The 16,620-nt window shown below is 63.7% G+C and carries 21 protein-coding genes and 1 pseudogene; 7 read left to right on the plus strand and 15 right to left on the minus strand.

Annotation, left to right across the window (positions count from 1 at the left end; genetic code table 11):
- Positions 1-13 precede the first annotated feature (13 nt).
- Positions 14-448, minus strand: a complete 435-nt coding sequence (locus tag QGN32_RS23155; protein WP_326546485.1) for a hypothetical protein — start codon at positions 446-448, stop codon at positions 14-16.
- 77 nt (positions 449-525) lie between these two features.
- Positions 526-756: a hypothetical protein gene (locus QGN32_RS23160; RefSeq protein ID WP_326546486.1), complete on the minus strand. Its 231-nt coding sequence runs from the start codon at positions 754-756 to the stop codon at positions 526-528.
- A gap of 283 nt (positions 757-1,039) precedes the next feature.
- Here QGN32_RS23160 and QGN32_RS23165 point away from each other — a divergent pair, with 283 nt between their 5' ends.
- Entirely contained in the window at positions 1,040-2,530 is a 1,491-nt protein-coding gene (locus tag QGN32_RS23165; RefSeq protein WP_326546487.1) for a hypothetical protein, read from the plus strand.
- Here the strand turns inward: QGN32_RS23165 and QGN32_RS23170 are convergent.
- From QGN32_RS23170 to QGN32_RS23200, 7 genes are all read right to left on the minus strand, one after another.
- Positions 2,485-3,570: a tyrosine-type recombinase/integrase gene (locus tag QGN32_RS23170; protein ID WP_326546488.1), complete on the minus strand. Its 1,086-nt coding sequence runs from the start codon at positions 3,568-3,570 to the stop codon at positions 2,485-2,487. The genes QGN32_RS23165 and QGN32_RS23170 overlap by 46 nt on opposite strands.
- A gap of 788 nt (positions 3,571-4,358) precedes the next feature.
- Entirely contained in the window at positions 4,359-4,739 is a 381-nt protein-coding gene (locus QGN32_RS23175; protein WP_326546489.1) for a type II toxin-antitoxin system PemK/MazF family toxin, read from the minus strand.
- Positions 4,691-4,924, minus strand: a complete 234-nt coding sequence (locus tag QGN32_RS23180; RefSeq protein ID WP_019971098.1) for a hypothetical protein — start codon at positions 4,922-4,924, stop codon at positions 4,691-4,693. The genes QGN32_RS23175 and QGN32_RS23180 overlap by 49 nt, the downstream gene beginning before the upstream one ends.
- Positions 4,925-5,358: 434 nt before the next feature.
- On the minus strand, positions 5,359-5,691 hold the full coding sequence (locus QGN32_RS23185) for a type II toxin-antitoxin system PemK/MazF family toxin (RefSeq protein ID WP_326546490.1): 333 nt from the start codon (positions 5,689-5,691) through the stop codon (positions 5,359-5,361).
- Positions 5,688-5,894 (minus strand): antitoxin MazE-like protein, encoded by a 207-nt coding sequence (locus QGN32_RS23190; RefSeq protein WP_326546491.1) that lies wholly within the window; start codon positions 5,892-5,894, stop codon positions 5,688-5,690. Before QGN32_RS23190 ends, QGN32_RS23185 begins: the two co-directional genes overlap by 4 nt.
- A 228-nt stretch (positions 5,895-6,122) precedes the next feature.
- The gene (locus QGN32_RS23195; RefSeq protein ID WP_326549225.1) at positions 6,123-6,503 is read right to left on the minus strand and encodes a type II toxin-antitoxin system VapC family toxin; all 381 of its coding nucleotides are present in this window, start codon (positions 6,501-6,503) and stop codon (positions 6,123-6,125) included.
- Positions 6,500-6,757 carry a ribbon-helix-helix domain-containing protein gene (locus tag QGN32_RS23200; protein ID WP_326546492.1) on the minus strand — a complete coding sequence of 86 codons (258 nt, stop codon included), beginning with the start codon at positions 6,755-6,757 and terminating at the stop codon, positions 6,500-6,502. The genes QGN32_RS23195 and QGN32_RS23200 overlap by 4 nt, the downstream gene beginning before the upstream one ends.
- A gap of 399 nt (positions 6,758-7,156) precedes the next feature.
- Between QGN32_RS23200 and QGN32_RS23205 the strand changes: the two are divergent.
- The 5 genes and pseudogenes from QGN32_RS23205 to QGN32_RS23225 all read left to right on the plus strand — a co-directional run.
- A pseudogene (locus QGN32_RS23205) lies at positions 7,157-7,381 on the plus strand (2-polyprenyl-6-methoxyphenol hydroxylase-like oxidoreductase); the annotation flags it as partial.
- A 437-nt stretch (positions 7,382-7,818) separates the two neighbouring features.
- Positions 7,819-8,184 (plus strand): hypothetical protein, encoded by a 366-nt coding sequence (locus QGN32_RS23210; RefSeq protein WP_326546493.1) that lies wholly within the window; start codon positions 7,819-7,821, stop codon positions 8,182-8,184.
- A 28-nt stretch (positions 8,185-8,212) separates the two neighbouring features.
- Complete coding sequence (locus QGN32_RS23215; protein ID WP_326546494.1) at positions 8,213-8,821, plus strand: hypothetical protein; 609 nt, start codon at positions 8,213-8,215, stop codon at positions 8,819-8,821.
- A gap of 119 nt (positions 8,822-8,940) precedes the next feature.
- Positions 8,941-9,258, plus strand: a complete 318-nt coding sequence (locus QGN32_RS23220; protein ID WP_326546495.1) for a hypothetical protein — start codon at positions 8,941-8,943, stop codon at positions 9,256-9,258.
- A gap of 211 nt (positions 9,259-9,469) precedes the next feature.
- Positions 9,470-10,384 carry an MBL fold metallo-hydrolase gene (locus QGN32_RS23225; RefSeq protein ID WP_326546496.1) on the plus strand — a complete coding sequence of 305 codons (915 nt, stop codon included), beginning with the start codon at positions 9,470-9,472 and terminating at the stop codon, positions 10,382-10,384.
- A 28-nt stretch (positions 10,385-10,412) separates the two neighbouring features.
- Here the strand turns inward: QGN32_RS23225 and QGN32_RS23230 are convergent, their stop codons facing one another.
- Positions 10,413-11,441 (minus strand): NAD-dependent epimerase/dehydratase family protein, encoded by a 1,029-nt coding sequence (locus tag QGN32_RS23230; RefSeq protein ID WP_442791756.1) that lies wholly within the window; start codon positions 11,439-11,441, stop codon positions 10,413-10,415.
- Positions 11,434-12,855, minus strand: coding sequence for a WS/DGAT/MGAT family O-acyltransferase (locus QGN32_RS23235; RefSeq protein ID WP_326546497.1), 1,422 nt, complete (start codon positions 12,853-12,855; stop codon positions 11,434-11,436). The genes QGN32_RS23230 and QGN32_RS23235 overlap by 8 nt, the downstream gene beginning before the upstream one ends.
- A gap of 97 nt (positions 12,856-12,952) precedes the next feature.
- Here QGN32_RS23235 and QGN32_RS23240 point away from each other — a divergent pair, with 97 nt between their 5' ends.
- On the plus strand, positions 12,953-13,585 hold the full coding sequence (locus QGN32_RS23240) for an FKBP-type peptidyl-prolyl cis-trans isomerase (protein ID WP_326546498.1): 633 nt from the start codon (positions 12,953-12,955) through the stop codon (positions 13,583-13,585).
- Positions 13,586-13,595: 10 nt separating this feature from the next.
- Here QGN32_RS23240 and QGN32_RS23245 read toward each other — a convergent pair whose 3' ends face one another.
- The 4 genes from QGN32_RS23245 to QGN32_RS23260 form a co-directional block, all read right to left on the minus strand.
- Entirely contained in the window at positions 13,596-13,925 is a 330-nt protein-coding gene (locus QGN32_RS23245; RefSeq protein WP_326546499.1) for a hypothetical protein, read from the minus strand.
- Between the two features lie 91 nt (positions 13,926-14,016).
- Positions 14,017-15,582 (minus strand): threonine/serine exporter family protein, encoded by a 1,566-nt coding sequence (locus tag QGN32_RS23250; RefSeq protein ID WP_326546500.1) that lies wholly within the window; start codon positions 15,580-15,582, stop codon positions 14,017-14,019.
- The gene (locus QGN32_RS23255; RefSeq protein ID WP_326546501.1) at positions 15,573-16,094 is read right to left on the minus strand and encodes a hypothetical protein; all 522 of its coding nucleotides are present in this window, start codon (positions 16,092-16,094) and stop codon (positions 15,573-15,575) included. Before QGN32_RS23255 ends, QGN32_RS23250 begins: the two co-directional genes overlap by 10 nt.
- A gap of 57 nt (positions 16,095-16,151) precedes the next feature.
- The gene (locus QGN32_RS23260; RefSeq protein WP_326546502.1) at positions 16,152-16,559 is read right to left on the minus strand and encodes a hypothetical protein; all 408 of its coding nucleotides are present in this window, start codon (positions 16,557-16,559) and stop codon (positions 16,152-16,154) included.
- Positions 16,560-16,620 lie beyond the last annotated feature (61 nt).

A 16,620-nucleotide genomic window follows, 5' to 3' on the forward strand; every position in this document is an offset into this window, starting at 1 on the left:
CCCACGGGCACTTTCAGATGTCCATTGACAACCCCGTCTCGGCGAGCGTGGCCTCGGTCAGCGGCAGTTCGATGGTCGACACTGTGCTGATAACGAACGGGATCGACCGCGAGGGACACCGACCCAATGGCTTCGTGACGGTTGACATACGGACCGCGCGGGTGTCGAGTTCACGCAGCTGTGCCAGCTCAACGTCTCCGAACATGGTCCGGAACTCCTCGACGACTACGGGATGCAGGTCTGCGGGCCGGCCAAGCGCGATCTCGACGCGATGTAACCAATACTTTGTTTCGAAGAAATCGCTGCCGTCCTGGTCTTTCAGCCGGCGCAGGATATTCTCGATCGCAGCCTCGAAGGTACCTAGATGCACGGCCAACGACAGCTTGGTCGCGATGATTCGGTCGCGATCGATCAGGTTCCCGAAACGCTCGGCCGTTTGCATCGCCATGGCCGTGATCTCGTTGGTGTAGGCGTCCAGATCGCGCCAATGCGCATGTCTGCCGCTGTGATACCAGATCAGTCGATTTACGAGTCAGTTTGCAGCGCAAGGTCATTGACGTCGCGCAACGTTGGTGATTGGGCGCTGATGTCGATCGCTGTTCCGCAGGAGCAAATCGAGTGGCTTGCCTGGCCGGTGCACTGTAACTCGAACAGGTCAGCGTCAATCTCGACGCGGCCGTCACATCCTGTGCAGACGAACCAATAGCTGTAGCCGAATCCGGTCAACGGTTGCTCGACGGGGTCAATGCCTGACACGGCGACGAATCCTATCCCCGACATCAGACATGGCCGCCGAAGTGGCACCTATCCGGGGCAGCACATCCTTCCTTAGCCGGTTTGGTGCGGCTGGGAGGCAAGCAACTTGCGCATGGATTGACCGGCGAAATTGATGCGGTTGCTGAGCGAGTTGTCACCAACTGCGACCGCACCATACCGACCATGACACCACACTCGCAGCGTCAAGGTCTCTGAATCTGCGCTGCTGGTTCGGCTCTGATTTCGCCCGAGTCCTGTCGGTGCGCCGCGCTATCTTGACCCGATGCGATGGTTTGCCCGCCCTGATAATCGCTCGCTGGAGCTGAGGGTCGCCCCGCGGCTCGCATCGTGGAACAAGGCTGACGATCCAGATCAGATCCGATTGCAGGAGTACCTCGACGATACGGAGGCTTTGATCGCTGGCGCACGGATCAGCGGCCCGTGGGCGCTGCGCCTCGACGTCGGTTTACCGAGTTCACGAGACCTGCTCGATGCCAGCGACCTGGATAACTACGCGTATCCGCTCGCATCGCGCCTGCGCGATGGCGACTTGGTGTCGGTGTGGTGCACGAAGCGCCATGGTGAACAGTCGTCTGTGCGGATCTGTGCCGCCCGAGAAGTTCCTGCACCCACCGCCGCCGGTGTGGTCGTCGCGACCACTGCGGCATCTTCCTCGAGCGTCGCCTACAAGGAGGCTATCCACGCCGCTGTCTCTGGCGTTGCCGTGCTACCGGATGGACCAGTTCGGCTCGAATTGTCCTTCGTGGTCGGTCCACGTCGCAATTGGCTGAACCTCTGGAAGCAGACGATCGACGCGCTCGACCCACTGCTGGGACGTACCCGGCCAGATCGGGCATGGCATCCCCGCGATGGCCGAATCACCGAGCTCGGCCTGCATTGCACCGTGGACCGGTTCGCCGGCAACAAGGTCGTGGTGGGCATCTACGCATCAGCCGAATCCGCCAGTGTTAGAGAGGACAGCTCGCTCGATGTCTTACAAAGACCGGTTGGCGAGTTTGTCGACGTCGTGCCAGCCGATGCTCTCGCCGGGGTGGATCAACGCAGGCGCGCGCACGAATTTCGGGACAACGACGCTGGCTATCTGGCCTGGCTCGCCGCGAACCCGGAAGGCTTCGTCGTAAACATCCCGCGTAACTACAGCGTGTCTACCGCGCGGGTGCATCGCGCCCGTGCCGCACCATCAGCGGTCAGAATCCGCACAACGGGCCGTGGACTGGTGCGTACGTCAAGGTGTGCGCTATTCAGGCGGCGGACGCCGAAGAGTGGGCCGCAAACACCGTGCGAAGGCCCATCCTGCCGTGCGGAACTTGCCGGCCCTGATGCGTGTGACCGCCGCGGAGCGCACGGGAGCTCATCTGAGCTCGTCGGTCTGGGAAGCAGAACGACCCCGTGCGGCTATTCGCTCGATTTTTGTTATTGCGCAATTGAACTCGGACGCAAGCTGGGCGTAGCCAGCATCCAGGATTTGTCGGTGCATAGCCTCGGCGCCCACCCGAAGCAGAATTCGCAGTACAGCGGAATCCGAGCTGATGTGGCCCGAGGCATAGTCATTGTGGTGTGCCCACTGTCGCAGAACCTCGAAAGCTGGCGATCCCCGATGGAGGAAGGGAGCGATCATCGCCTCGTCTGCGTCGCGGAGAATCAGGCTCACTCGCTTACTCATTGCGGGGCCTTCCTTAGTCGTTGGGGCAAGTCGATCGCTTCGTTTCAGCTCGTCCCATCTTCCTCCCGTTGTTCGGGCAGTAGTGAGTAGAGCTGATTTTGCGCTGCCGCACTTCGTGTTTCAATCCCCGCCGCAGTAACGTAACGCTGCGATGTCGTCATCGACTCATGTCCGAGGAGCTTCATCAGCGTGTAGACGCTGACATTCGAGGTCGCGAGCTCAGTTGCATAGGTGTGGCGAAGGCCGTGCACCAGGGCGCCGGGTACGGGGCGCGCTTCAGGCCCTGCGCGTTTGAACGCGCGCTTGATACGTGACTGTAGAGTGCCACGCGTCATCCGCTCACCGTCCCGACCGACGAATAGCGGGGCGGAAGGTGGCCAGCCCGACAATGGCGTGCTCTTCGGTGACGATGTGCGCTTCTTGCCCTGAGGAAACCGTCCGGCACGACTATCCATATACGTACCGATCACCTCCAGCAGGGCTGCCTCGATGGGGACATTGCGTTCTTTCCCGCCTTTGCCTTTTACGTTGATCACTGCGGAGCCGTCGTCGAGCGTGCGCATGTCGCCAACATCGATCAGGCGGAGTTCTTCAGCCCGCAGCCCCGCGAGGAGTGCAGTGAGAATGAGCGCGAGATCCCTTTCTTTCCAATCTGTTCGGCGAGCATCGGACTCCTGCGTGACAGCAGAGAGCAATGCTTCCACAGCGGTTCGGGGGAGCGCTTTCGGCAGCCGCTTCTTCAACTTCGGTCGTCCAACGAGCTGCATGGGGTTGGCTGCCAACAGTTCGTTCGTATATAGGAAGGTGCACAACACATTCCACGTTGACCAGCAGCGTCGGATGGATGCCGCCTCATGGTCGGCTGCAAATGCCGCGAACGCTGTACGCATCGAATCGCGAGTTATGTCAGCTGGACTGAGACGGACCGGCTCACCACCGGTAAGCAGATTCGCAATGGCGACGAAGTCGCGGCGATAGGCCTTCATCGTGTGCGCCGAGGGTTTACTTGCCTGCCGGTGATCCAAGAACTGCTGGAACCACTCGGGGATCTCATCGACGGCCGGCACGACGGTAGCAGCTTCAACAACGCCTTCGGTGACGGAGTAGCCGGGATCGGTCTCGTGCGGCACACGGTCAGCCTCGCAGATAAAAGGTGGATAATCAACGTTATCCATATTATTGGGTTTTGCGCGGCTCCAGCCTCCGCGAACAGGGGACGCTGCATCAGCGACATAACGTCACAGTGACGAATTGAACGGTTCACCGCTGGACCTCGAGGGCGCGGAGTGTCCGCCGCTGTCAGGTAGTTCTGGACTATCGATCGTCCCGTCCGGCGCTGTCAGATAGTGGTGGATTCAACTCGGCGCCATGATGGCGCCGGCCGGAAATGCGCAGGTGCATGTGCACCGACCTGGGCGGGGGGCACTGTCAGATAGTCTGGAACGGAGGGCGAGAAGTCGGATAGCTCTCAGGTTTTCCCGGATTACTCTCAACTAGTTCCGGATCGGACAATCGTCAAGGGGTGCGAGCACTTTCATCTAGTGCAACTCGCACTGGTTAAATGCCGATAAGCCACATTATGTCAAGTTAACTACGCCGTTTTCATCAGATGAATCATGCGGCACCCGAAGTGCCCTCGCCTGCCGCGTCGGATCGATATGGCCAAAGCGCCTCGACACCAACGGCTTACGGCAGGTCCAGGAAATTCGTGCGCCTCCGTTCCGGTACGACTGCCGCGACACGCGTCGACGAAGCTTCGTTTCACGATGGACCTACCAGTGCCGATGTGGTAATGATTCCATCGCAGCTGGAAATACGACGGAATGAAATATGGCGGGTTATCAGTAGAGTACGTCCTATTGCGCTGCGCCTCAACTGTTTTCATCCGACGACGGCGATCTACGCCGAGAGCTGGGCACTACAGATCTAGGACGAAGCGCAGCGCTTGGTCAACGGCTTGCATCTGTTCTGGACTAATCATTCCCTGGCGAGATGACAGTCGTTCGACGGAGACCACTCGCAGTTGGTCGCAGCATGCGTAGGAAACATGGTCCAGCCCGCTGCTGGCTGGCTCAAGTTCGACGTGGCTTCGCAGACCGTAACCAGCGGTCGTGATCGGGACGACGACCACCAGACCGCCCGGTCCGTTGTTGAGAATGTCGACCGACACCACCACCGCCGGGCGACGAAAGGCCGGCTCGTGTCCGACTGGCTGGCCGAGATCGACGTGGTAGACCTCCCCTCGCCAGATCAAGCCAGTGCATCCCACTCGTGACGCTCGGCCAGGTATTGCTCCCACAGTTCGGGGTCGTTGCGCAGGCGCTGGTAGTCCCCGTTGAGCCCTCGCAAGAATTCCTGCCTTTCCAAGGCGTCGATGGCTGCGTGTACGACGTCGACGACAGCGGTTTGACGGGCCTTGGCTAGAGATTGCAGCCGCTCAGAATCGGGACGGCGGACTCGGACAGTTGTGGTTTCTGCTGCCATAGAGCCAGTGTAGACGAATTGTAGACACAGGGCGAACCGCTCCACGTGTTCAGCAAACGAACGCCGAGCGCACTTCGAGCGCCGCCAGACCCTTGCCCTCCTGCCTTGGGCAGGTCGACTCCCAGGTTATACATCTAGGCGTCGGTGGCGATCCGCCGGCCTGCCCCGGCAAGGAATACGGCGGAATCGAATATGGCGGGTTACCAGTAAAGTACTGCAAATTGAGTTGTGGCGCAGCATGTTTCAGTGGGGCTCTTCTGTCCGCTCTCAGTGCGTCTGGCGAAACTTCCAATACCGACAGCACGGTGTCGGATTGCCTCCGCTGTCCGGCATCTCGACTGGTGTGCTGCTGGGGATCGGGAGGAATGCGGCGGAATCGAATATGCGGGTAACCAGTAAAGTACGCCGCTTACATTGCTGCACAAGGGTTTCATTCATCTAGCAAGGCCGAGGAATGCCATCATCGCTCGCTCGACCTCGATGACTTGCTCCGCCGTCAGCCGACCGACTCGGGCGTGGACGTTCGACCTTTTGACGGTAGTGAGCTTGTCGATCATCACGTCACTGTCGTGAACAAGTCCTGATAACCGGCCGTCTCCGCCGACTATCCGAATGCGCATCAACGGCGCATCTAACAGCGTGCTGGACATGGGAGCAACAGTTACTGAACTCGTGGCGTCGAAGAGGTCATCCTGAACAATGACCGCCGGATGCGGTTTGATCGCGTAGACGCCCCCGGCTACGGTCCAAATCTCCCCTCTGTTCACTCCTCATCCCATGGCGTCGAAATGGCCTCGATGAAGTCCTGGTCATCGGCGCTTACGTCTGCTCGCGCGACCAACGAAGCCTGGCGGTGCGCCTCGGCGGCAAAACTCTCAGTGCGAACGTCAGGCACCCAGACCTGCAGCGGTCGCAGGCCCCGCTCCCGCATCCGACGTCGGTATTCTCTGACCCTTTCTCGCACTGCCATGCCCCTATGTTACATGTAACAGAAAATCTGGCCGGCCAGGTAACAGATCGACTCGGTCGCCAACCAACAAACACCTGGCGCGCGCGATCAGACGACGCTGCGGCTTGCTCCAATGCAATGCGAACGGTCTCCGACGGCTTGATGGCTTGAAGGTACGCACGGCCAAGTACTGGCGCGCTTCGGAATGTCGCCGGTGCCGCGATCTCCCTGTTACAGCTGTGGCTTTTTTTAGAATTTGAATGGCGGCCGCAAATCCTTGAACATCGGAAAATGCTTCACGTTGAGCGTCGCGGGCTCATAGCCCTTGATGTCGGCTGTCGCAGCGATCAGATAGTCAACCAGACCGATACCGGAATGACTCCGCCGGTACTGGCGCATGAAGTCGCCAGCCCGCCGCGCGATGATCTCGGTGACCGGTTCGGCGCGAAACGACGCAAGCAGCTGCCATACCTCGCGTCGCTCCGCGCTGCGCATCCCGCCGACCAGTTCGGTAAGCGACACCACGCTGATCGCTAACGGGCCTTCTCCCCGAGCGTCGCGGAGCCAATCACGCGCCGCGGCTACGCCACGAAGGTGAGCGATGAGGATGTCTGAGTCGACCAGCATCATGATGTGCAGCGCCACATCCGCTGAAGGTGCTCCTCGCGGCTTCCGGGTCGACGATCGGGCACCTCGACATCACGCAGAACGCCGAACGAATCGTCGATCGCCTTGAGGTCCGCAGGAAGGTCGTCGTCTGCGTTGTTGAGAGCACGATCCAGCAGCTGGCGGATGAGCTCTGCGCGAGACGTACCCTGCTGCTCGGCCAGCCTGTCGAGGCTGGCCGTCTGTTCCTCGTCGAGGTAAATGTTAGTACGTTTCATACACCATAACATACACCATCATTAACACCATCGCCGATTGCAGATAGTTGCTCTAGCCGTGGCGTAGTGCAGCCCCAGACGTCAGGCGCGCCGCAACTGCACGTGGACGACGCCTTCGCCAACAACGGGCAAATGTGCATCTCCCTCGAACGCCGAATCCGTACGGAGGTGTCATGTCGACTGGACTATCAAGCGAAATGCGATCCAATTATTGTTGGCGCACACCTAGTTCGGGCGTGAAAGCCAAGACAGCCATACTCGAGTCTCGCTCTGCGCGACCGTGTTTCGTCAGCATCCGCGTGGTGCTTGGCCAGCTGATGAATCGACCTACCGAGGGAAAGGCTCGGTGGTCAGCTCGGTGGATGCCGATCCGCGGATTGCTCGGCGCTGTTGGTCAGCCCGTCCAACAGGTGGCGTCGCTACGACAGGGTCCGCCTGCCCGGCGGATTCATCGTTGTCGGCTACGCCTTCTGTAGCTTCAATCCAATCTATGGACAGGGCATGACGGTGGCCGCGCTGCAGGCGTTGGCGCTGCGCGGATGCCTGTCCAACGGCCAGCAGGACCTACAGCGACGGTTCTTCCGGGCGGCCGCGAAGCCCACCCGGCTGGCCTGTCAGATGGCAGTCGGCGGCGGTGCCCTGCCAGTCAACAAAACGGCCCGACGCTACCGGCAGCACTGCGACCTGTTCGAGACCTGGACGATCCCTGTGATTTTCCCGTCCAGCTTTGCGACACTGGCGACCCGATTAGGTCGGTGTCACCGAAAGGTTTCGCACAGGAAGAGAACTCGCCTTCTCGACGTGAAACCGACGAGCAGACATAGCGGTTGAAGAGCCGGGTCGAAAGCGATGGCGTGCCACGACGTTCACGAACTGCTCGAAAGCGGCCACGTCGTGTTCTGCGGCGGTCAGTACGCGGTCGACAGTCACCTTGTGCGGCATCGCTGCCAGCAGTCGCACAAACGCTGATCTCGCGATCTCGGGCTGCGGCGACAATGTGAGCGCTCGATTCCACACCTGATTATCTTCGTGGCTGCGGCGACCGATCGTACGATTGGTCAATGACAACCGGTTCCATCGGTGGCCAAGGTTGGCGGGCCACTCACGACGACGTTGAGCTTGAGCAAATCGTCCTCGACGGGTTGCCGCAGTTGGGTCTTGTCGGTGAGCGACTGGCCGGCATCCTGGGAACAGGTTGGCGCGGTGTGGAGGCAGACGCGCAGATCGCATTGGCATTGCAACTGCTGGGCGTCACCATGTCTGCGCTGCTGGCCGCCGGCAACATCAAGTGTGACCTCGATCCGTCGATAGCACCGACCGAGATCGACGTGAGACCACGGGGCGCCAACAACAGCTTGATTTTCAGGTGTCGCCACAATCCGCCGCATTGTTGGGATGCCGGCGGCTCATCGATCGCGTGTCCCTGACGCCGTGGAGGGCGCCGCGAGCAGGGTTGTGTGGCTGCTGTTGGCTGTGGTGGCTGCCCCCTTCGTCTATGTGATCGGTGTGATCGATCATCGCTGTTGGCCGTTCGTCGTCCTCGGCGCTATGTTCCTCGTGGGGCTCGCGTTTCTTGTCGCGGGCCGGTGCGCCATGGGTGGTTATCCGGTGCAAGCGGTGTTCGCCATCCAGTTTTCAGCCTTGGCGACGGTAGCGGTCACCACCGCAGTCATCGTGCTGGGTCTGTGGGGCGAGGAAGTGGCGCGCCGCCACTTCGAATTCCTGCCTGCTGCACAGCAAGAGCCCCTCGACATGGTGATCGGTACCGCGATCGCGGCGGTCATCGCGTTCCTCCTCATCAATAGGTTCGATGAGCAACTGAACGCTCTCGTTCCTGCGGGACAGACACGCCGCGGGTTCGAGAAGGCGTTCTCGAAGAAGCTGACGGTGGGAAGTCAGGAATATCAGGCGGTGTTCGAGGACCATGTCACCGGCGTTTCGCACAGCCACGGCTGGGCTCTGCGCGCCAGGGTCGAGCGTGCCAAGGTGTTGGCACGGCTCACAACTCCTCCACCGCCCCCGGCGCCTCCCGCTCCGGAACCGCCCGAGCAGACGCAGAACTGAAGCCGCCGGTTCCGTTAGGCCGTCGTTCGCGATTCGAGTCGTCGCGTGTCGTGTGGTGCCCTTGGTGTATAGGCGATTTTCGTGTGTAGGGCTCCTCCGGATGGCCGGATCCTCTGAGGATGAACGTGCGGTCGCTGCGATTGGCCAGCGCGATGGTCGCCAACCAGGTCCCGACGGTGCTTAAGCGGTTGCGTACGCTGGTGAGAAATGCGATGTGGATCAGGCCCCAGCCGAGCCATACGCCGGTGAGTTTGACCGGCCCGGCTTGCAGCAGTGCATGCCAGCGGATGTGCCGGATCGCCGATGACGAACAGCTCGGGATGGTGCGTTGCGCCAACGTCGGCGCGAAGCTCTTCAGCACCGCCAGCTTCCAGAGCTATTCAGCTAATTCGACGCCGGTAGGGCCCGCGCCGACGACGATCATGGTGAGCCAGTGATCGCGCTGCGGTCCGGGCGGCAGTGTTTCGGCGATCTGGAAGGCGGCGAACACTCGGCGAGGGATGCTCTGCCGCCTAACGCCGTCAGACGTGACGTGTTCAAGAAAGTCAGCTTCAGCTCGCCGGATAAATCCCTACGCCGCCGCGCGTTCCACGAGGAAGACAGGTCATCTGCCATGTCTTCGGGTACGGCGCTCTGAAGGAGACGAACATGAGCTTGGATAGCTATACACGCTTGGGTACAACGGGGCTCGACGAGTTGGTCCCGTCGCGTTACGCGGTGCAAGTCGGCGACATCGACGTGCTGATAATCAGCGACGGCGTCCTACCGTTGCCGGCTGCGACAATGGCCACCAACGCCGAGCCCGCCGATTTGGCGGGCTGGCTGGACGACAACTTCCTTCCGCCTGACTTGCTCGACTGGCCACTGAATGTTGTCGTGGTGCGCAGCGGTGACCGAACCGTTCTCGTCGACGCCGGACTCGGCGTGGAGTTCCCGGACTTTCCGCGAGCGGGGCAGACTGCCCACCGACTGGAAGCCGCCGGCATCGAGCCCGCATCGGTGACTGATGTCGTGCTCACCCACTTGCACATGGACCACGTCGGCGGGCTGCTCACCGAAGGACTGAAAGCTCGCCTGCGCTCGGATCTGCGGGTCCACCTGGCGGCCCGCGAGGCCGAGTTCTGGGCGGCGCCCGATTTCTCCCACACCGCGATGCCGGCGCCGGTCCCGGACGTGCTCCGGCGGGTCGCATCGCAATTTCTGGACGAATACCACGGTCAGCTAAGACCATTCGAGACCGAGTACGAGGTAGCGCCGGGAGTGCTCGTCACCCGCACGGGTGGTCACACCCCCGGTCACAGCGTCGTCCGCCTGGCATCCCGTGGGGACGCATTGACCTTTGTCGGTGACGCTGTGTTCGCGCCCGGGTTCGACAATCCGGAGTGGCACAACGGCTTTGAGCACGATCCCGAGGAGTCGGCACGCGTCCGGATCGCTCTGTTGCGGGAGTTGGCGGCGACCGGCGAGTCGTTGGTGGCCACTCACCTACCGTTCCCTTCGGCGTGCCGAGTGGCCGTCGCCGGCGACGCCTTTCGGTGCGCACCGGTCTTCTGGGACTACTGAACGCTCGACAGATACCGGGCTGGGCGGCCTACAGCAGTCCTTGGATTCGTGCTGCTATCGCGGTTTCACGCAGGGTGGAGTGGGCGCTGTGGTGTGGACGCCAGCCGAACTCGGTGCGCGCCTTGGTCGTATCCAGGATGAGCGGCTTGCGCATTGCGTTGATCCATGCGAGATCCTGGGGCAGGAACCGTTGCAGCCGTTCGATCGCCGCGGCCGCCACCGGCACCGCCCGGCTCGGGATCGGCAGCGGTCGCCACCCGAGTGCGCGCGCAACCTCGCTGAGCGACACCGGATCCGGTGCGGCTAGGTTGTAGACGCCGGGGGTGCCCCTCCCCTCGATCGCCGCGACGAGCGCGTCCGCCACGTCTTCATGATGAACGAGCTGCATCGCCACGCCCGAATCGGGAAGCATCGGGCGCAGCCACGGCAGCGCCTTGACCAATTGACGTTCGACCGGGAACCGCCCACCGAGCTGAAAACTCTTCGCGATGCTGTCGACGAGAAGCAGCGCGTCCGGGCCTGCCACCACGACGGGCCGGAAGATGTAGACATCGACGCCGGCGTCGTCGAGCGTCGCGTGCAGCAGCGCCTCGAGTTCGGCCTTCTGAGCCGAGTAGTAGAACGCCTCGGTTCCGCGCGGGGGCACCGTCTCGTCGACGTGCTCGGGCAGGTCGTCGCTGAAGCCATAGGCGGCGACCGAGGAGGTGTACACGAAGCGTTCGATGGCCGCGGCGGCGGCGGCCTCGAACACGTTGCGCGAACCGTGCAGGTTCACCTCCCGCGTCTCCTCGCGGTCGCCGAAGATCAAGAATGCCAGGTGCACAACCACGTCGGCCTCGGCGACGAGCGCGGCGACGGATTCGCGATCGAGTACGTCGCCTTCGCGGTAGGAAACCTTGCTCCACCCGTGCGCGCCGGGGTCGAACGGTCGGCGCGCCATCCCCAGAACCCGCTTGACCCGGTCGGAGCGTTCGAGCGCCCGCATCAGGGACCGGCCGATGTCACCGGTCGGTCCGGTGACCGCCACGGTCAGGCCGCTGGTGCCGTCGTCAGTCACCTTCTCCCCCACTGCTTGTCTGTGCGGACCGCTGCAACTCCGTCATCGCGTCGTGCACGTGCTTGGCGACTTCATGAACCTCGGACATCGCCTCCCAGTCCCCGATCAGGCAGATGCCGAGTTTGCCGTTGTAGGAAAGGATTCCGAACCCGATGGTGTGGCCCTGTGGCGTTGGCACGATAGGCAGAAAGCTGACGAGTTCGCGTCCGAGCATGTGCAGCGGGAACTGTGGCCCGGGAACGTTGGTGACGATGAGGTTGAACAAGCGGGTGGAGAAGTTCAGCCGCGCCGCCTGGGCCAGCAGCGTCGGTGGCGCGAACTGCTGCACGCCCAGGTACGCCTCGACGCCCAGCACCTGCTTCGAGCTCTTCAGCGCATTCATCGCGGTGATCACCGTCCGCAGTCGCTCGACGGGGTCGGCGACGCCGACCGGCAGCGGCGCGCGCATCGCTGCGACCCGGTTGCCGAATGTGTTGCGCTCCGTCTCGAGCCGGACGGACTTGGGCACCATCGCCTGCAGCGTCAGCCCGTCGACCGGATAGCCCCGATCGAGCATCCAATTTCGCAGGCCACCGGCGACGGCTGCGATCACCACGTCGTTGATGGTTCCGCCGAGCGCGTTCTTGATCTGCTTGATCTCGGACAACTCGACCTCGAACCAGGTCACCCGCCGGTGCGGGCCGTGCGCAACGTTGAACGGAGAGGGCGGGGCGGCGTCGAGCGTGGCGGCGAGGAAGTCCCGAAAGCCTTGCAGGTATCCCCCCGTGACCTGCAGCGCCCGGCGCGGATGGGGCACGGCCCCCAACGCTCTTCGGGCAACGGCCAACTGCCCGCCGAAAAGTTCACGAAGCTCGGCGGAGGCAAGCTGCGCGCCGCTCGGCTCTGAAGCGGGCTCCCATTCCGCGTCAGCGCCGTTTCGGGCAGCGCCGTCGTCCGCGTCGAGCGGGTCCAACAACAGGCTGGCGACGTCCACTCCGGCGATCCCGTCGACGAGCGAGTGGTGGGTCTTGCCGATCAGCGCGAATCGATCGCCCTCGAGCCCGGACACGTACCACATCTCCCACAGCGGTTTCGAGCGGTCGAGTCGCTGCGAGCAGATCCGCCCGACCAGCGTCTCCAGTTCGGCCGTGGATCCGGGGCTGGGAAGTGCGGTGTGGCGTAGGTGGTAGTGGATGTTGAAGCTGGGGTCGTCGATCCAGAGGGGGCGGCTGAGCCGCAGCGGGGAGCCGGTCAGCTTTTGCCGGTAGCGCGGTACCAGATCGAGGCGCGATTCAATCCGCGCCACCACCTGTTCGTAGGGTGGCGGCGGCCCTTCGAAGATCAGGACGCCCGCGACGTGCATGTGTCCACCGGCCTTCTCCAAAGTGAGAAACGAGTTGTCGGTGACGTTCAAGCGCGTTGCCGTCGTACCCATAACGGCAGTGTAGGAGTGTGTAGGGCGACCTGCTGCAAACCTCCTCGACAGCCTTCGGTGATTCGGCTGTAGCGTGGCGGCCGTGAACTTATCTCGTGTGCCTTCTTCCGTGGCGGTCGCGACGGGCGCCGTGTCGTTGGTCATGACGCTCGCCGCATGCGGTTCCGAGACGGAGCCCTCATCGACAAGCACAACATCGTCGACCAGCAGCACCGCCCTCGCCGACGAGTTCATTCCGTCGGTCACCGACACGGGCAACCCCGCCAGTGCGACGTGCCCCACGGCGGTGCCGCAGAGCGGCGGCACGCCCGAGTGGACGTTCAACGGGACGACGGGCAGCGTCGCGGTCACCGGGTCCACGGATACGACGGCGCCGCTGATCAACGTCGAGCCGCCGTTCAGCGTGACCGAGACGCAGGTCCACACCCTGCAGGCCGGTGACGGACCGGTCGTCGCAGACACGGCGACCGTCTTCGTCTGCTACATGGGTGTGAACGGACGTGACGGATCCGTATTCGACAACAGCTACGAGCGCGGCATGCCGGTCGACTTCCCGCTCGACGGAGTCGTGCCGGGCTTCCAGAAGGCCATCGCCGGCCAGAAGGTCGGGTCGACGGTCGCCGTTGCGATGACGTCTGCCGACGGCTACCCGGAAGGTCAGCCGGCCGCTGGGATCCAGCCCGGCGACTCGCTCATCTTCGCGATCAAGATCCTGGACGCCTCAAGCTGATGTGAGACGGTCAGCCGCCGCCGGTAACCGGGTTCTTCGACAGGATGATGAAGCCACCGTTCTTCCACACGCCCCAGCGGCCGCCCCACCCCGAATTCCACACGACGGGCTCGCCGAGCCAGGACTCGGCGGGCTTCGGCGGCGCCCATGATGGAACCGGTTCCCCGAGCGCCGGCCTGGGGGCCGGCGGGGCCATCGGCGCGGGCGCCTCTGCCGGCAGCACCGGCGCCGGGGGCGGCGGGGGCGGCTGTGCGCTTGCCGTCGCGCCCAGGGTGAAGACGGCCGCGGTCAGTCCACCCGCAACTGCCACGGCAGGCAGCGCGGTCTTCAAAGAGGTCATGAGCACGCTTCCAGGGTAGACCGAATCCGATCCTGAGAACTCATAACCCTCAACCGAAGTGGCGAGAGCTCAGGAGCCGTGTCTTGAGCTACTACTTCTCGGAAGCCTCGCCGTCGTCGCCGGATTCTTGCGCCACGCCGTCGGTCGGCGCCGGTTGCAATGCAACGCTTCGCGTCCGCGAGACGATCTCTGTCGGCTGTTCTCCGGTCGGCTGCAGACGCACGACACGGCCGACGGCCCGGCGGAGCCCGGGTGGCCCCTCCTTCCGGACGAAGTCACCGATCCGGCCGGCGCGGAAACGCAGCGGCGAGCCGAGGAATTCGCCGAGCACTACCCCACTGCCGAGGGCAAGCGCGATTGCGATCGCCGACATCATCTGGCGCAAGCCGTTGTCGAAGTTGCCGTCGACGGCGAAGGAGAATACGGCGCGGAAAACCGCCAGGCCCGGAAGCATCGGCATGATGCCCGCGGTGGCCGTCACCAATGCCGGCGCCTGTCGGCGGATCGAGATCAGCGTGGCGACGAGACCCACCCCGACCGCGGCGGCCCCGCTGGCGAGTATCTGACCGAATCCCGCTTTGCCAAGCGCGATCAGCACCGCCTCGGCTAGGCCGGCCACCAGTCCAGCGGTGAGGATGGCCCGCAGGGGTGCGTAGCTCGCGACCGTCAGGCAGGCACCGGCCAGCGCCGCGCCGAACACCGCAACAGAGATCCGCAGCGCTCCGCTCGGTGCGATGAAGGATTCGGTCGCGTCCACGTGCAGCGCGATGGAGATGCCGGCGGTTTGCGCGATCTGCAGGCCCGCGACGATTCCCACGACAATTCCCGAAGTCAGCAGCACCGCTTCCCCGAGCCGGGCGATCGAGGTGAGCATGTAACCGGTCACCGCGTCCTGCATCGCGCCGACCAACGTCAGCCCGGACAACAGCATCACGATGCCGGTGGCGACCATGACCGTCGGACCCACGTCGGCATAGAGGTAGGCGGCCACGGCGACCGAGGTGGCTATCGCTGCTCCGGTCACCTGCTGAAAGAAGAACGGCGTGCCGATGCGGTTCAGCTTCCGGCCCACCTGGTCGATGACCGCGGACGTCGCGGCGGCCAGCAAGCACGTCAGCCAGCCGCCACCGAGCAGCATGGCGATGCCCAGGGCGAAGCCCGCCCACCCCGAGGTTGCCAGCCAGCGTGGATAAGGGTGCGGGCGTTCGGTCAGCTCATCCATGACCTCGTGGGCCTGATCGACGGTCACCCCGCCGGACGTGATCCGTTGGATGAGTTGGTCGAGTTCACCCAGTCGGGTGTAGTCGGTCGATCGGTTGTGTACGGCCCGGACGATGGTGACGGGCGGACTGTCCGCAGTCGGCAATGCCGACACGATGACCGTGGTGACGAAGATGTCGACGACGCAGTCGGTCAGTCGGTAGGCCTGAGCTACGTCTTGGGCGGTCGCGACGACGTCGGCGGTGCCTGACCCCGATGAGAGCATCACCTCGGCGAGGCGGATCGTCAGATCGAGCACCTTGCGGGTGTGCAGGTCGCCCATCCCGTCCGACCGCCGGCTCCGCTGGCCGGCGACGGGTGCCGGATCACGGCTGCCGCGCAGTGCATTTCGCAAACCACGGCGGACTCGACCGCCGGGCGTTCGATCTAGCGCCATTGAGGTGCACGATACTGCCGTTCCGGCAGCATGGCCCACGCGGCCAAGCCCGCTGCGGTGCCCGACAGGACATGCCAGGCCCCGTGGTACTGCCATAGGCTGTCGGGCCGGCACCACGGCGATCCCGAACGTCCTGCCGCGTACGCGGCCAGGCCGAGCGCCAAGACGCCGGCCGCTGCCATCCACACCGACCGCCGCTGCCCTCGCACTCCTCGGACCGCGCCGGCGGCGCACACCGCCGCCAGAGCGACGATGGGCCAGTCGTGGACCGGTCCCGCCCACGGCGGTTGCGGCCCGTGGTAGACGAAGCTGCCGAAACCGACCGCCACCAGCGCGGCTGCCGCGGCCCCTGTCAGCAGGCCCCGGCCACGGATCGCCCCGCACCCGACGGCTATCCCAATGGCCGCGTAAGCCAAGCTGGTGAGTGCCAGGACGGGCTGCGCCAACCCGTCGCCCACCGTGCGCTCGCAGTCCGAAAGACCGAAAGTGGCGGCAGCGGTCAAGCCCTGCATGGCGATCCACCATAAGCGGTATGCGAAGTGCTGGACGCTGCTGAGCCGACTCGATGCCTACGGGCACGGCCCGGGAATGAACAGCGACCAACACCATCCCGGCGGAAGTGGCGGAGTGAATCCAGGTGGTGGGGGCGGCGGGGGCGGTGGCGTTTCACCTTCGAAGATGTTCTGCGCGACGTTGCCCTGCCCGTGGTGGACGTACCAGTAGGTGTGGCACACGGAGTCGTCCCACACCACCGGATTCACCCGGAGATTCCCGGTTTGCACCGGTGGATCACCTGGGCACCATCGACATGGACCCGACGGGTTTTCGTCCGGGCAGCCGGGCCATGCTTGCTCAGGCACCGGCCCGTTGGGCAGGGCTTCGGCGGTTCCCGTCAGCCATCCGGCACCGGCGGCCGCGAGCCCGACCGACGTCAGCGCCGCGCCAAGGATTCGCGTCGGCATATGAGGTGTGTCCATGGTCTGCTCCTGTTGATCATGGTCTGCCGATTTCCGCGTTGTGGTGGCAATTAGTGGAAAT

The sequence above is a fragment of the Mycolicibacterium sp. ND9-15 genome, assembly GCF_035918395.1.
GTDB lineage: Bacteria > Actinomycetota > Actinomycetes > Mycobacteriales > Mycobacteriaceae > Mycobacterium.